Here is a 14865-nt window from a genome sequence, read left to right as displayed (position 1 = left end):
CGCAACACTGTACGGCTGTGCAGTGTGCAGCTCGGCCGGCGGTCACCCTCGCATTCCGCAGATGTACTCGCAGGTGAGCCGATGTTGGGGAGCGGTGAATACCTGGCGCGATGTGCCGAACTCAATCAAGAACCCGCAGCCGTCCTGCACCCAGAACAGGCCGACCTCGTCCGCGATCCTGCGCGCCTGCGCCAGGTTGTGTGTGACGACGACGACCGTATAGCGACCCCTCAATTGCACGATCAGGTCTTCGACGGCGCCGGAGGAAAGGGGATCCAGCGCGCTGCAGGGCTCGTCCAAGAGGACGGCAGAGGGAGACAGCGCAAGGGCCCGCGCGATGCACAGTCGTTGCTGTTGGCCTCCCGAGAGCGCCAATGCCGATTTGTTGAGCTGGTCCTTCACTTCCTTCCAAAGTCCCACATCTGTCAGCACGCGCTCAATGCGATCGTCCAGCTCTGCGCGCCTGTGCAGGCCCAACTCGCGCAAGGGCATTTCCAGGTTTTTGCGGATCGAGAGCGGAAATGGATTGGGCTTTTGAAACACCATCCCTACATGCCGCCGTAGCATCAAGGGGACGACTGCACCCGAGTAAAGATCGGCCCCCTGCATCAGCACCCGTCCCGACACTGCGCTGCATGTGACCAGATCGATCATGCGGTTCAGGCAGGAAAGAAAGGTGGTCTTGCCGCATCCCGATGGGCCAATCAGAGCGGTGATGTGCCCAGCGGCGATGTCGACGGTAACATCTTTGAGAACCGGCCGATCGGCATAGGACACCGTGAGTCCCTCGACTGTAAAGGCTGGGAGCTCGGGCGCGAGCGAGAGGCGCGATCGGATGTCTGCATCAAACAGGGTGCGTCGTCTATCGCAACGGAACTGAGGCGCGGACACGTCGGCGAGCAGGTTCATGATCGTTTGATCCTCTGGTGGAGCAAGCGCTCGGTGAGCCAAGACGCGCTGCCGTTGATCAGCAGCAGCAGAGATATCAGCACCAGCGCGGCTGCATAGGCGTTGTGTTCCGCGCCAGGGATGTTCATCGAGAGGTCGTAGATGTGCACGGACAGGGAACGGCCGGAATCGAGCAGGGACGACGGCATGCGATCGACGTAGCCGCTCGTATAGACGAGAGCGGCCGTTTCTGCGAGCGCTCTTCCAGTGCCCAGCACCAGCCCAACGGCGATGGCGGGGGCTGCAGCCGGCAGGAGAATGTGGACGAGCGTGCTCCACTTCGACATGCCGAGCGCGGCGGCGCCCAGCTTCCAGTCGTCCTGAACGGCGACCAGGCCCGCTTCGACGGTGCGGACGAAGATGGGGAGCACCATGCAAGCGAGCGTCAAGCCCCCCGATAGGATGGAGAAGCCCAGCCCCAGGTAGATGCAGAAGAAGGCGTTGCCGAACAGTCCGTAAACAATGGAAGGAACCCCGGCGAGAACGTCCAGCGAGATGCCGACGCAGCGTGCCAGGAGGTTGCGCTTCTGAGTCACCTCGCTCAACAGAATGGCCGCCGCCAATCCGGTTGGGGTGGCTACGGCCATCGCGACCCCGAGCAGAAGCAAGGTGGACACCAGCACCGGCAGGACACCGCCCGACCGACCGCTGCGCGTAGGCGCCTCAACGAGGAAAGACCAGGACAAGTGCGGCCAGGCTTTTACGACAAGCGGGATGAGCAGGATGAAGAAGACCAGGACACAGCAGGCTGCGGCCGGATAACTCCACCATTCCGAGACAGTGCGAAGAGCCGTGGGCTTCCAGGACTTGGAGGAGTCATCGCGCATGCAGGATCCGATCAGAGAGCACCGTGGTGAGCGCCACGACGGCAATCAAGGCGAGGCCGCAGGCGTAGAGGGCTGAGCGATGGATACCGGCGGCGTACGCCATCTCCAGGGCGATGTTCGATGCCAATGAGCGAACGGAGTCGTAGACACTGCTCGGCACCTGCACGACATTGCCGCTGACCATCAGCATCGCCATGGTCTCGCCGAGGGCACGACCGAGCGACAGGATCACGCCTACCAAGATGCCATGTCGGGCTGCGACGAGTGCGACCCTCACCACGATGGTACCGTGTCGAAGGCCGAGAGCATGGCCGGCCGCCAGGTATGACGAAGGGACGGCTTCGAGTGCCGAGTGGCTGGTGAGCGCGATGGTTGGCAAGATCATCATCGCGAGGACGAGGCTGCCGGCGAGTAAGCTGGCGCCGGGTGGGTGCGTTCTGGCGATCAACGGGACCAGGGTCGTCAGCCCCCAGAAGCCAAAAATCACCGAGGGCACGCCGGCGAACAGAGCCAGCATCTGCCGGAATGCACGGCTGACTCTGGGGCCAGAATGGAACCTGCACCAGATCGCGGCACCTACGCCCATGGGCGCTGCCACCACGACGGAGCCTACGGCTGAAGCGACCGAAGCGATGGCCATTGGTGCGAGGCCGAATCTGTTCTCCGTCGGGTGCCAGTCGTCATCCATTGCGAGGCGAGCAACTCCCACCTCGGCAAAGACATTCCACGCGTCGCTAAGCAGACACCAGATGATGATGGTCAGCAGGGCAACCGCGAATGCCGCGAGCACGCGCAGGCCCACCACCAGCCACAGGTCACTTCGTGGCGGAGAGAGGTACAAAGTACTGGTCTTTGACGAGATCATGGACCGCATCCGATCGGGCAAAGTCGATGAATCGCTTGCTCAACCCGGAGGGCTGGTTTTTCGTGACCAGGTTCAGCACGCGCGTGAGGGGGAAACGCCGGTCCTTGACGTTGGCCGTCGTCGCGGCGACGCCGTTCATGGGCAGGAGCTTGAGGGAAAGTCCTTGTTCTGCGCTGAACTCCGCCGAGCCGATCGACACATAGGCAATCGCACCCGGGTTGCCGAGCACAGTCTTGATGCCCTGTTCGTTGTCGCCTATCACAACCTGCGCTTTGATCTGGCGGTTCGTGAGGCCGGTGTGATGGAGGAACAGTTCGAGCGTTGAGCGACCCTCTGCCTTGTTCACCACACTGATCTTGCGGTCAGCCCCTCCTACTGCACTCCAGTTCGTGATGCGACCGGTGTACATCGCAACGATCTGATCCTTGGACAAGGTTTGGATCGGGTTGGACTTGTGAACGATCATGCAGACGCCGTCGAAGGCGATCGGGAAGCTCTGCAGGTCGTGCTCGTCACCCTTCAGGTCTCGAGAGATCATTCCGATGTCGGCCAGCCCCTGTCGCGCGTCGCTGATGCCCCGGGAGGATCCGCCGGATTGCACGTCGACCTGAACGCCCGGGTTCTGCTTCTCGAACCGCTTTCCGATCTCCGCGGCGAGCGGAGCAACGGTGCTTGATCCGGTGAGCACCAGTTTTGTCTTGTCCACGGATGCGGCAGGCAGGCCGAGTAGGCACAGCATGGCAAGGCAGGCACCCGTCAGGGCGGAGCCAGCGCTTCGCTTTGAGCTCATGCAACGCTCCTGAAGTTCATCAAGCTGCGCCGAAATTGCGCGGTTTGAAGGAGGTGAGGGACTGGTATTCGCTGATGCTGCCCACTCGGCGGATGCTCGCCCACGCACCCTTGTAGTACGGGATTAAGTTGCGGTCGGTCCAGTCCGACGTCACGTCGCCCGCAGTTCCTTGGGCTTGCCCAAACAACATGAAGGTGTGACTGCGCTTCATGTCCGCGACCGGGTAGGCCATCGCGCATGTGGCGCCATAGTCGTTGAACACTTCGACGATGTCGCCGGCCGCGACACTCAGTTCCCTTGCGTCGAGCGGGTTGATCTCCAGGTAGGCCAGGGGGTACCTGTCCTTGACGAAGGCGTTGTACTGATCGTGATAGGCGGTCTGCCATACCTCGTTGGCGCGCCCGTTGTTGATCCAGAAGCGGTGTTTGGCGCGCTGCTTCTCCACCACGGAGGGAAGGCCGGGCCACGGTGAGGGCTTGAAGACGGCCCGGCCGTCCAAAGTGTCGAACTGGTAGTCGGCGTACAGAGTGGGCGTGCCAATCAGGCGCCCGTTCTTGACTTCACGGATGGGCAACTGGACTCCGTTGTTTCCGGCAGCGCGGAGCCGCTCGTAGGTGGCCAAGTGGCCGGTGGCACCACCTTGGCTGTCGATCAATGGCGCACCAGGGCGCCCTGCGCGCCGAAATCCGTCGTTGAACGCGTCTTCTTCATTGCGCCACTCGAACCCGGAGAAGCGTCGTTCCATAGCGCTGTTGCCGTCCTGAACATAGAGCTCTCTGGTTCGGTTGGCAATTCCAGCCGCGATCAAGCAGTCGGGCCTTGCCTCGCCCGGAGGGTCCATGAACTTCTGTGAGAGGCGCAGTCGCCGTTCGCCGTTCATCGAGGTCAAGTTCATTTCCCCCGGCTGAGCAGCCGGCAGCATCAGGTGAGCTGCGTCCTTGAGTTGAGTGGGATACAGGTTGATGTTGGTGACAAAAAGACCGCCACGGCGCGTGGCTTCGTAGATGGCGTCGGCCAGCTCACTGGCCGGGGCGCTGCCCATCGTCGACAGGCGGGTTTTCACAATTTGGGAGCGCTCCAGGACGACCTTCCGCAGGTGCCGGGCGTTGTTCGTGGTCTGGAAGTTGTTGCACGCCCACCAAGTCATCATCCGACCGCGGCCAGCCACCAGTTCCTGGTCGACGTGGATCTTTTCGCCGGTGGGGTGGGGCGGTCGCGCATAGCCTTCCTGGTGGCCCCCCATGCGGACGACGCCGGTACCGCGGCGAACAACGTTGTGAGTGGCGAGCACCAGATCCACCAAGGCCGACTGGATCAAGTAGTTGTCGTTGCCCCAGATGACGCCCTTTTCGTAGGCGTGCATGGTGCGGGGGCGGTGTCCGCTCCTCTTGGGCGCGTAGCTCCACGCCGCAGCCTGCTTGAGCTTGTCGACCGAGATGCCGGTGATCCGAGCGCACTCTTCGAGAGGCAGCTGATTGGCCAGGACGGCTTCGGCGAAACCGCGCGTGTGCTCCGCGATGAAGCGATGGTCGATCCAGCCTTGCTCGACGACATAGGTGAGCAACCCGTTGAACAGCGCAATGTCAGTGCCAGGTTGTATGTCAAGGTGAAGGACGCGGTTCGGCGCTACGTGTTGAGAAATCGCGATGGTGCTGGTGCGCCGGGGGTCCACGAAGACGAACTTGCCGGGGCCGACGGCCTCGTCAGCGAACCACTGCTGCTTCTTGTCCACCGTGAGCCCGCGGAGGTTGGGTAGCCAGTGATTGAGGAAGTAGTTGGTCTGGGTCTCGTAGGGATTGTTGCCGATGGACCAGACGACGTCGGCAAGCTGGGCATCCTCGTAGCTGTTGTTCAGCTCCGAGATCCCCATTTCCCGGGTCGCGTGACATTCGGAGTTGTAGGCAGGGCGGTTGTGGATGCGTACCGCCGGGGTTTGGATCGCCGAGAACATCAGCTTCCCGGTGCCCCAGGTGTTTTCAAAGCCACCGCCCGCGCCGCCATGGTCGAAGGCCGAGAAGAAGACCGCGGCCGGGCCGTCTTCGTCCAGAACGTGCTTCAGCACCCGTGCGTAGACGTCTAGCGCGACCTGCCACGTCGTGGCTCGCCAATGACTTCCCTGGTACAGCTCGGGATACAGCAAGCGCTCGCGGGTGACACCATCGGAACGGTAGAGGTAGGTCGCCAGCTTGCCGCCGCGGGTGGAACTGAGCCCGCCGTTTACGTCGCAGTTGCGGTCGGGCAGGATCAAGACATGCGAGCGTCTCCCGTCGCGTTCCACGATCGTGTTGCTCATCGCCGGGGTCAGCGTCGTGGCCATTGGTGGCGCTTGCTTGCGGAAGTCGATCCCCAAGGCGTTGTCCTCGGGCTTGCGACCGCCTTCGGAGTCCGAGCTCCACTTGTAGACCGTGTAGCCGCAGCCCACGATGCAGAAATGGCAGGTCATGGGTGTCTGCTGTGCGTCCACGGGGGCAAGGGGGATGCGGTCTAACCCGGTCATCGGTCGCTCCTCCGTTCAAAGCAGGTTGGACACGCGCCCATAAAGATGCCCATGGATTCCCACAGCGCTGATGCGGCCGCTCTTTTCGTCGAAGGCAAGCTGTATTTGGGGAAGGTTTTCGGTCGCTTGGCCGCAAATCATTTGGCCGCCGAATTCCGGATCGAACATGGAGAAATGGCAGGGGCAATCGATGGTGCGCGTCGCGTTGTTGTAGCTCACCGGGCAGCCCATATGGGTACATAGAGCGCTGAAGGCGATAATATCTAGATTCGGGCCGATGCCACCCCGGATCGGTTTCCCCATTTTGAGCAGAAGGCACGGGGATTCAGGGTCCGGATAGTTGAATGCGCGGCTTGCTCCGTCCTCGAGTTGCTGAAGGTGGGCGACGGAGAGGGGCGAATAAGAGCCGGCAGGCCGCGCCGTCCCCGGTGGGTGGGGCTGAGCTCCAGCGGCGGCGCAGCTGGCAAGGGTTACTCCGGTAGCGGTCGACTTCAGAAAACCGCGTCGGTTCTGATGTGGCGCCATCCTTCTACTCCCTGAGATTTCGATAGGTTTGGAAGCCTCTATATGCGTTTTCAACATTCGATAATGCGATCATGGGGGCCGCGGTTTCGTTTTTGAAGCAGCTTTTACCTGTCTGCCGGTACAGGTTGACGCGATTTGGAGGCTGCCCTCTGATGGGCAAACCGGACGCGTCAGGGTGTGCGTCCGTAAATGTCCCCGGTGCACCGAGAATGTGCGGAGGGAAGATGATTGCTCACGTATTGGCTCAGCAGGCGCGACGGCCATCCGGTCTGCTTGGGCGTCTCTTCGGTCTCGGCATGGGCCGCGTCAATCAAGGTGTGAACGACTGGGTGATTTCCCTACTCGACATTCAGCCTGAGAGCCTGGTTCTGGAGATTGGCTTTGGGCCGGGACGCGCTATTCAGCAGATTGAGCGAATGCTTGGCTCGGGCCGGGTGTCTGGCATTGACCTATCGAACGCGATGCTGAGGCAGGCCGCGCGCCGTAACCGCGCCGGTGTCGCCGGAGGCAAAGTCCACTTGCGTATTGGGGACGCTGCACAGTTGCCCTATCCGGAAAACACGTTCGATAGGATCTATTGCGTCAACGTCATGTACTTTTGGCAGGCGCCTCAGGTAGAGCTGACTGAGATGTTCCGCGTCGCGCGGCCTGGCGCGCGGGTCGCCGTGTATATCGGCGACCGCGAGGAGATGGCCGCCGTCGCGATGACCAAAACCGGTGTCTTCACGCTCTACTCGCCGGAGGAGGTGGTCGAGGCTCTGCAACGTGTCGGCTTCGAGAACTGCCGCAGTTTCCAGGCCTCGATTGCGCAAGGCCCTATTTCCCGGGGGACTTGCGCAGTAGGCAGCAAGCCATACGAGTTGTAAGATCAACAGTGCTTCATTTGCAGCAGCTGCTTGTCTATCTGTAAGAGTTCGACAGTGTGTTGTCTCGAATAGCAGTACGTTGACGGCCGGCTGGCGGATGGATCACTTCAGGGATGAGAACATGAATGACTCTGTCGTCCAGCTCTCCGAGTCCGCCTTTCACGAGATTCTGAATTTCGTCGCTGCAAGCAGCAGACTGTCGGAGCGCAAGTCCTTCTACGACTCGCTGCGGCAGCTGGCTCGCGACGTGCTGAATCTTGACGAGATGGTCATTGGGCGGTGCGGCGGGGAGCAAGAGGAATCGCTCCCCTATCGATGTAGCAACTTCGCTCCTGTCCTATCGTTATCCGATGAGCCGGCCGTTCTGCCGCTGTCGCCATGTGCGGGCTCCGCGAAGGCGTCTGGCTGCGCTAACGCGGGAAGCGCCGGCGTTTCGTCCGGGGATGCGAGCGATCCCTGCAACCGCCGGGTTGTCGTTTGCCACAGCCATAAGGTCGGCGAGCCTCCGTTGTGCATGGTCTCCAGCACGAAGGAGCGCAGCCCGGACGAGCTGTTGGCCCTCTTGAAGACGCTGCTGCCCTACGTGAACACCGCCATGCAACGGCTTGGCAGCCAGCACGGCGAGTTGACCGCTGCTTACCTAACCCCCAGAGAGCGCGAGGTCCTTCATTGGACGGCTGAAGGCAAAGGCTGCTGGGAGACGGGGTTGATCGTCGGCATTTCAGAGCGCACGGTGAAATTCCACCTGCAGAATATTTACCGTAAGCTGAATGTTGTGAATCGAACCCAAGCGGTCGCCAAAGCGGCGCAGATCCAGCTGCTCCAGTAGCCCGGGCGCCCGGTTGCTGATCAGAGCTCTGCAACCGTTCGCACTCAGTCAAGTTCATCCGCGTCTCGCCACTCGGCGTGGCGACAGGAGCTGGTTCTTGGTGCCAGGACAGCCATGGAAGAAGCACTAGTTGTACGGGCGCTGGCCGCGCTAGCTCAACCGATACGCCTGCGCGTATTCCGGACTCTTGTGGCGGCCGGTGGCTGCGGCGTCGTGCCAAGTTCGCTGAGCGAATGCCTCGGCGTGCCGTCTCCGACACTGTCTTTCCACTTGAAAGAGCTCGTGCACGCGCAGCTTGTGAGCCAGGAACGGTGTGGTCGTTTTCTGATCTACCGTGCTTCGTTGGAGCACATGAATTGCGTTGTCGCCTATTTGACGGCGCATTGTTGCGGAGGGCGTCCGTGTACCGGAGGGATACGGGAGGACTGCCAGGAGATCGAAGCAGCGGTGGCGGGCGACGGCCCAGAGGACCGGCGGCGTCGGGAATAGGGCGGAAGGTTGGGGACCCAAGAAATTGCGAAGGCGCCCTGTGTCGCGTCATCGACGCCTGTCCCGGGCGCTGCCCGTCAAGAGCGGTGGGTAAGGTCGAAGAATTGTCGAGTGCCGCATGCGGCCTTGGCGCCGCAATCTCGCGTCTTACGAGCGAAAATGCGCTCGGCGGGTGCCGGCGAGAAATTCGGTCCCCGCTGCTCTAGCTTGACGCAATCGACAAGTCGCAGAGTGCAGGGGGTGGGCCGCGGTGCATCCCCACTGGCACGTGGTCCTGCAGATCTCCACCATCGCAGGGAGTTGCTGGGAATGACAAGGACCGAAATTGAAGGGGCGCTGGGTTCCGACGTCCTCGACTACTGGTTCGCCGATGTGGACGACAGTACGCAGCTGGGGCCCCAACATCCGGCCTTCCTGCGCTGGAATGCGAAGCAGCCCGAGGTCGATTCTTATATTCGGGAGCGGTACTCCGGCCTCTATGGCGAGCTGCAGCAGTTGCTGCAGGATGGCTGGCAGCCCGGCGCGGTGCGTGACCGCCTCGGCGCGATCCTGGTGCTGGACCAGTTTCCTCGTCACATGTTTCGAGGCCTCCCGAAGATGTACGCGACCGACGAGCTCGCCCGCGTCCTCACGCTTGGCACACTGGAGACGTCGGTTCATCGTGAGCTGCCGCTTGCTTATGCGATGTTCCTGTACACGCCGCTGATGCACTCTGAGCGGGTCGAAGATCAACAGCAGATGCTTGCCCTGTTTGGAGAATTGCGCGACGCCGCCAAGGTGAAGTCGCCCCACAACCTGCAGTTTTTCGAGATGAGCTACGGGTACGCGCGACGCCACCTAGAGATCGTGGAGCGGTTCGGGCGCTTCCCCCATCGCAATGCCGTCCTGGGACGAACTACGACGGAGAGCGAAGCCGTGTTCCTCACCGAACCGAACAGCTCCTTCTGAACGGCGGCCATCGCAGCGAGGGTTGCGCGCTATCCCAACCCGCAGCGCGGCCTCCTTGGTGAGATCCCCGCCGCGGTTGACTGGCCGTGGCCGGTCGCTCCCTGCCCGGGTAATGGCTGCCGTGATCCCGCACGCGTCGTGCGTTCCGGCTCCTACGTCGCAGGTCTTGCCCGCCTCTTACAGCTGCCATCACTGCTCCAGGGAGCGCCCCGCGCTACCGAGTCGGCCCTGAACAACCTGCTGGCGCCGCGTCCGGACTCGAACTGACACGCCTTGGCGCTGGTGCGGTTTGCAAGAAATCGGTTTAATGGAGATGAGAAGCTTGCAAATTGGACGGGGAGATTGAATGGGGCCGAAGCCGCCAACAGCACGCAGTGATCAAGAGCTGTTCCGCCTGGAGTTGGTCAATCTGATCGATCAGCGCCACGAACTGGTGAAGCTGGCGAAGTTGATCGACTGGGACGATTTCGAGCGGCGCTGGAGCCCGCAGTTTGTCGCCCATACTGGCCGTCCTGCGCCACCCACGCGGCTGATGGCCGCGCTGCTGTACCTCAGGCACGTACATGGACGCGCCCTAGACCAATTTGGTCAGGGGCGCTTCAAGGCCCCGGACGAAGAGAAGCTGCGCCACTTCGCCGAGGTGGCGTTGATCCGCAAACGGCGCATCCTCTTGCCGTCGCCCCAGCAGGGTCCTTTCACGAAGGAGGCCGGCAAGGTGGTCATCGACGCCCAAGGTCGGCGCGTCTCGGCCCAGTGAGTCTCTCCATGGCAATGCCTGACGGCGCGCTGACCTCACGCCCTTGAGGAAGCCCGGGCGTACACCACCTACCCCCGGCAAGCTCGCGCACTCAGCCTCAGGCGCGCCGGCGCGCATCGCCCATGCCCAGGCGCTGTCGAATGCGCGACAGCGCCACGTTCGTGATGCCGAGGTAGCTTGCGACGTGGTGCAGCGGCAGCCGGGCCGCCACAGTGGGCTGCTCGGCGAGAAACTGGCGGTATCGCTGCGCCGCATCCTGCGTCAGCAGCTGTGCCTCGCGCGCCGATTGGCGTGCGAACACACAGGCCAGTGCGTCGGCCAGCAAGGGCTCCGCCAGCGGAAATTCGCGCTGCAAAGCCCTCAGCTCGACATACGACAAGGCCACCACCCTTGACGGTTCCAGTGCTTCGATGGTGTAGGGGCTGGCTGAGACCAGAGGCGGCATGCTGCCTGCGATCCAGGCTCCTTCGGCATGGAAGGACTTGTTGCGCTCGATGCCGTTCTGGCTCAGGAAATAGAAGCGCACCAAGCCTGCCTCGATCAACCACACCGTGTCGGCCAAGTCTCCCGTGCGCAGCAAGCTCGCGCCGGCGGCGAGGATGCGCCGTGGCAGCGCCTGCCAGCGGCGCAGCAGCGCGGGGTCGGAGCTCGTCAGGCGCGCGAGCTCGGTCGGGGTGCAGGCCAGGCAACTGACGAGCGGCTGAGGGTCGGGGCAATGAACCATGGTTAATGCGTCGCCGTTGAACGCGCTCCAGCATGCCGCTTTCAACAATGCGGAACGCGGTGCAATGTCGAATGATCATGTTACACAGGGCTGGAACTGGGCCCATCTGGGCGGGCTGGCGATTCTCCCGCTTTATGCGACGGCTGCCTTGCAGGGCGGCTGGAACGGGCAGGCCGCGCTGGCAGCCCACCTGGTATTGACGCTGGTGTGGTTCGGGGTCGCAGAGCGATGGTTGCCGCATCGCGCGGATTGGGCGCCGGACGGCCGGGCCTTGCGGCGCGACGGCATCTTCTTCAGTGTGAACGCGCTGGCCGACACGCTGGGCGGCTGGCTGGCTGCCAGCCTCGCGCTGCTGCTTGCCGCACGACCGGCGGCTGCCGGCCTGGCCGCAGCGCTGCCCTTGTGGGCGGCCGCGCCGCTGGCCTTGCTGGTGTCTGAGTTGGCCGCCTACTGGCTACATCGCGCGATGCACACGGGCGGTTGGCTGTGGCGGGTGCATGCAGTGCACCATCGGCCCCCGTCGCTGAACGTGGCCAACAACCTCACGACCCACCCGATCAACGTGCTGCTGCTCAAGTTGGTGAAGGTGCTGCCTCTGATGCTGCTCGGCTTCGAGGCCAACGCGGTGCTGCTGGCCGCGCTGTTCCAGCAGCTGCAGTCGTTCGCGACCCATGCGAACACGCAAGGCCGCATGGGGTGGCTCAACTACCTGGTCGGCACGGCCGAGTTGCACCGCCGGCACCACAGCGTCGATCCAAGGGAGGCACAGAACTTCGCCACGGCCCTCCCGGTGTGGGACCAGGTCTTCGGTACCTTCCGGTTTCGCGGAACCCGCGAGCCAGCGGCCGTCGGGGTCAGCGATCCGCAACACTATCCCGCCAGCACCGACTGGCGGGGCCTGATGCGGCTGCCGTTCCGGCGAGAGGTGTGAGGGTTGGTGCACGAAGCTTTTGAAGCTGCACACCGGCCTGTGCCCGGAGATGCCCAGCGGCGCCTCTATAGACCGTGGAAGCTACGACGGCTCTTGCAGGATGGCTGGCTTCTGAAAGCTGGAAGAATCAATCCTCTGAAAGGGCTTCTGCCTGAACCACTGTGATGCCGTCCGCATCTCCAAGCGCGAAGCGTCGGCCCACGGGGTCGACGGCGACGACCGGAACCTGTGGATCTGCCCCCACGATGCTGCTGACCTGAGTTCCCGATCTCATCTGTGGCCAACTCTGCAACTCGACGCCGGTACGCACGTCGATCAACCGGGGGTGATCATAAAGAGCAAGGATGTGATCGCCGCCCATGGCCATGATCGTCCCCAATCTGCCGACCGGAGCCACAACCGCCGGTTCGTTCGGACGGCGGAGATCGTACGTCATCAGTTCGCCACGCGCAGTAGGGCTGTCTTCCGAGTCGATGTCGCCTTTCAAGGCCACAGCCAGGCGGCCGTCGGGGAGAAAGCTTGCGCTGCTTTCCTCGGCCCATGCGTCGATACCTACGCCCTTACCATCTAGGTGGGTCGGGTCCTCGAGCGCTGCATTGATGTCGTAGACGCTGATGCAATCAAGGGGATGCCACACCCAGCCGGCGCTGAGAAGGTAGCGGCCATCGGGCGACGCAGCGAGACGCGAATGAAAGACGTCAGTGGGCTTCCGAACCATGGATTTCGTCAGCACCTCCCCTGTCGCAAGATCCTCGATCTCGAGTCGGCAATAGTCATCGGGGCAGTGTGCCAAAACCTCCCTCCCCGTTGGCAATCGAAAGACGGCGATGGGGTACTCGTAGGCATCCGCGTGGTAGTAGCTTCTGTTGATCTCGCGAAAAACGCGCCCCTCATCGAGGACCAGTGCCTTGGTCCCGCATCGCGTGTAGATCACGGAGAACCGGCTCCCGACAAGGGATACGGCGGAATCGAAAGGGAAGCCGTAGCGGACCTGCCGCGAAATAGTGTTGCCATCGAGCAGATAGCGCTGACCGCCATCAACCCAATCGACGAGTGAATCGCCATCCCATACCAGTGACTGAACGCGCTTGGTGGGAATACGGATTTCGGTCATGGCAAGCACGGAGCTCCTCCTCATGTTGTTATCGTAGAAGTTCGGGACCGTGCCCGATCGCAAAAGGGAAGCCTAGCATCAGTCGATGGACTCCGGGGGGGCCGTTTGCTGCGCCGGTGGCGGCTCCAGGGGTGTCAGCAACCGAAGGATCTCTTTGAGCTTCCCCAGCAGCTCATCGAAGGTCACGATCGCAACATCCCGGGTCGAGTGGCGGTAAAGATCAAATGACCTCTGCTGGTCGATGCCGTTGGGCGTTGTGCCTATGACTACGACGCAGCTGACGGATGAGATATGGGTGTCTTTCAGCTTCGGATCCTGAGCCTTCAGGGTGAAGTTGAGATGAAGCTGAGTCCTTTGGTCCAGAACCTGCGCGATGGCACTGGTCAAATCTCGATGTGGAGCAAAGAGATCACCGCGAAACGGGTCCTTTTCCAAGACCTTCGAGGAGGGGCGCTTGATCTCGATCAGGGCCAAGCCGCCTGTAAATCTCTGTTGCAGCAGGAAGTCGGCGACGCTTTCACCCTTGCCGCTGAGAAGTGTTCCTCCAACGCTGGCCTGGTCCTCCACCAGAATCACGGGGTGCGGAAAGGCCAAGCTGAGGATGAAGGGGTTGTCCTTGAAGAAGGCTTGCCACCTGGGCTCTGTCAGGTTTCTGGCAAGCATCTCCTCCATCGTGCCAATGAGCTCCTTGAGCGTGACCAGCTCGATGACGGCTTTGAGGCCCAGCAACTTCCTGGGTGTTTCCTTGACCAGCTTCTCGGCATCTGCTTCAACGACAGATGCAGCCGCTTGACGGTCTTCCGGACTCAGGTTTTGTGCGCGGCCACGAAGCTGAACCAACTCGAAGATCTCCCCCGGCCTGGCCCTCGGCACAGCTCGACCGAAACGTGTCGGGTCAGCCCTATGAAGCAGCTCATTGAAGGTGAGGAGCCTTCTGTCTCTCAGTGAGTAGGCGTTTGAGCGATCGGTGATTCGATCGATGGAGCGTCGAATCAAGTCGAATCGTTCGATGCCCAGGTGAAAGACCGAACCATGTATTTCCGCGGTGTCTCCACCCGTGAGGAGCATTTCAGAGAGCCTATCGTCTCTGGCCAGCGCCTCAGGAATGAGTTTGTAGGCTCTCTTCAGCCCGAGGCCGAGTCGGGCGTATTTGGTGAAACCTGTTGGGAGTGCGGTGAGCAGTTCGTCGAACTCTTCAACGGATTTGGGAATGCTGCCGTTGATACCAAGTGAGGAAAATGGAATGCGAATGCGTTTCAGTGGATCATACTTGGGCTCAAGAAAGTCATGGCGATAGGGAGCAGAGACAAGAGGGAAAGCGACGATCTCGCTGGCTGTCACCCGGGCTAGCAGCTCCCTCCTGAAGGGATGCTGCGCTTTGCGTGGGAATTGTGTCGTCCCATGTGCATAGATTTCCGCGCAAGGCCGCCCGTCAATCGTTGCGGCAGTCAAGCTGGCATTGAATGCCCACGGCTCAATCGTCTGATCGGCCTCATCAAAAAGCTGCTCCTCGATGTCGGCAATGTCCTGCGATTGATCATCCAGTTCAAAGTCGAGGTCATCATCAAGGTCAAAACGCTCTTGATTCATTGCTTCCCTTTGCCCCCGCAGGACGGATTTTGCTCTCGCCAGTTTGCCTTTTCCAGAGGGGAACGCCACTACAACAAGTTGAATCGCCCCAAGATGCGCGACGCCCACCTGGCAGGGGGATGCGCAAGCTGGAGAGCGGCCTTGGAGCCGGCCGCTCGCTTGAGC

Annotated in this window: 15 protein-coding genes; 6 read left to right on the top strand and 9 right to left on the bottom strand. The window is 61.9% G+C overall.

Going from position 1 to position 14865, the window contains the following annotated elements; translation table 11 throughout:
* Nucleotides 1-42 precede the first annotated feature (42 nt).
* The 6 genes from OOT46_RS24525 to OOT46_RS24500 are packed head-to-tail and all read right to left on the bottom strand — an operon-like array spanning nt 43 to nt 6452.
* On the bottom strand, nt 43-909 hold the full coding sequence (locus OOT46_RS24525; RefSeq protein WP_265406259.1) for a phosphate ABC transporter ATP-binding protein: 867 nt from the start codon (nt 907-909) through the stop codon (nt 43-45).
* The gene (gene pstA / locus OOT46_RS24520) at nt 906-1775 is read right to left on the bottom strand and encodes a phosphate ABC transporter permease PstA (protein ID WP_265406258.1); all 870 of its coding nucleotides are present in this window, start codon (nt 1773-1775) and stop codon (nt 906-908) included. Before pstA ends, OOT46_RS24525 begins: the two co-directional genes overlap by 4 nt.
* Nucleotides 1765-2640: a phosphate ABC transporter permease subunit PstC gene (gene pstC, locus OOT46_RS24515; RefSeq protein ID WP_265406257.1), complete on the bottom strand. Its 876-nt coding sequence runs from the start codon at nt 2638-2640 to the stop codon at nt 1765-1767. The genes pstA and pstC overlap by 11 nt, the downstream gene beginning before the upstream one ends.
* The gene (locus OOT46_RS24510; protein ID WP_265406256.1) at nt 2591-3430 is read right to left on the bottom strand and encodes a phosphate ABC transporter substrate-binding protein; all 840 of its coding nucleotides are present in this window, start codon (nt 3428-3430) and stop codon (nt 2591-2593) included. The genes pstC and OOT46_RS24510 overlap by 50 nt, the downstream gene beginning before the upstream one ends.
* A gap of 19 nt (nt 3431-3449) precedes the next feature.
* Entirely contained in the window at nt 3450-5927 is a 2478-nt protein-coding gene (locus OOT46_RS24505) for an arsenate reductase (azurin) large subunit (RefSeq protein WP_265406255.1), read from the bottom strand.
* A 15-nt stretch (nt 5928-5942) separates the two neighbouring features.
* Complete coding sequence (locus OOT46_RS24500) at nt 5943-6452, bottom strand: arsenate reductase (azurin) small subunit (RefSeq protein WP_265406254.1); 510 nt, start codon at nt 6450-6452, stop codon at nt 5943-5945.
* Nucleotides 6453-6676: 224 nt separating this feature from the next.
* On the opposite strand from OOT46_RS24500, the gene OOT46_RS24495 reads away from it, so the two are divergent.
* From OOT46_RS24495 to OOT46_RS24475, 5 genes are all read left to right on the top strand, one after another.
* Nucleotides 6677-7318: a class I SAM-dependent methyltransferase gene (locus OOT46_RS24495; RefSeq protein ID WP_265406253.1), complete on the top strand. Its 642-nt coding sequence runs from the start codon at nt 6677-6679 to the stop codon at nt 7316-7318.
* Between the two features lie 121 nt (nt 7319-7439).
* Nucleotides 7440-8147, top strand: a complete 708-nt coding sequence (locus tag OOT46_RS24490) for a helix-turn-helix domain-containing protein (protein WP_265406252.1) — start codon at nt 7440-7442, stop codon at nt 8145-8147.
* 114 nt (nt 8148-8261) lie between these two features.
* Complete coding sequence (locus tag OOT46_RS24485; protein ID WP_265406251.1) at nt 8262-8636, top strand: ArsR/SmtB family transcription factor; 375 nt, start codon at nt 8262-8264, stop codon at nt 8634-8636.
* A 309-nt stretch (nt 8637-8945) separates the two neighbouring features.
* Nucleotides 8946-9584, top strand: coding sequence for a DUF924 family protein (locus tag OOT46_RS24480; protein WP_265406250.1), 639 nt, complete (start codon nt 8946-8948; stop codon nt 9582-9584).
* A 346-nt stretch (nt 9585-9930) separates the two neighbouring features.
* Nucleotides 9931-10341, top strand: coding sequence for a hypothetical protein (locus tag OOT46_RS24475; RefSeq protein ID WP_265406249.1), 411 nt, complete (start codon nt 9931-9933; stop codon nt 10339-10341).
* A gap of 97 nt (nt 10342-10438) precedes the next feature.
* Here OOT46_RS24475 and OOT46_RS24470 read toward each other — a convergent pair whose 3' ends face one another.
* Nucleotides 10439-11065, bottom strand: coding sequence for a Crp/Fnr family transcriptional regulator (locus OOT46_RS24470; RefSeq protein ID WP_265406248.1), 627 nt, complete (start codon nt 11063-11065; stop codon nt 10439-10441).
* A 64-nt stretch (nt 11066-11129) separates the two neighbouring features.
* On the opposite strand from OOT46_RS24470, the gene OOT46_RS24465 reads away from it, so the two are divergent.
* Nucleotides 11130-11996, top strand: a complete 867-nt coding sequence (locus tag OOT46_RS24465) for a sterol desaturase family protein (RefSeq protein WP_265406247.1) — start codon at nt 11130-11132, stop codon at nt 11994-11996.
* 127 nt (nt 11997-12123) lie between these two features.
* Here OOT46_RS24465 and OOT46_RS24460 read toward each other — a convergent pair whose 3' ends face one another.
* Together OOT46_RS24460 and OOT46_RS24455 are read right to left on the bottom strand one after the other, a co-directional pair.
* Complete coding sequence (locus OOT46_RS24460; protein ID WP_265406246.1) at nt 12124-13119, bottom strand: hypothetical protein; 996 nt, start codon at nt 13117-13119, stop codon at nt 12124-12126.
* A gap of 69 nt (nt 13120-13188) precedes the next feature.
* Nucleotides 13189-14808, bottom strand: a complete 1620-nt coding sequence (locus tag OOT46_RS24455) for a Shedu immune nuclease family protein (RefSeq protein ID WP_265406245.1) — start codon at nt 14806-14808, stop codon at nt 13189-13191.
* Nucleotides 14809-14865 lie beyond the last annotated feature (57 nt).

This window comes from Aquabacterium sp. A7-Y (assembly GCF_026153205.1).
In the GTDB taxonomy this organism is placed as follows: Bacteria; Pseudomonadota; Gammaproteobacteria; order Burkholderiales; family Burkholderiaceae_C; genus Caldimonas.
Note: the sequence above shows the minus strand (reverse complement) of the source record. Positions and strands in the feature narration are given on the sequence as shown.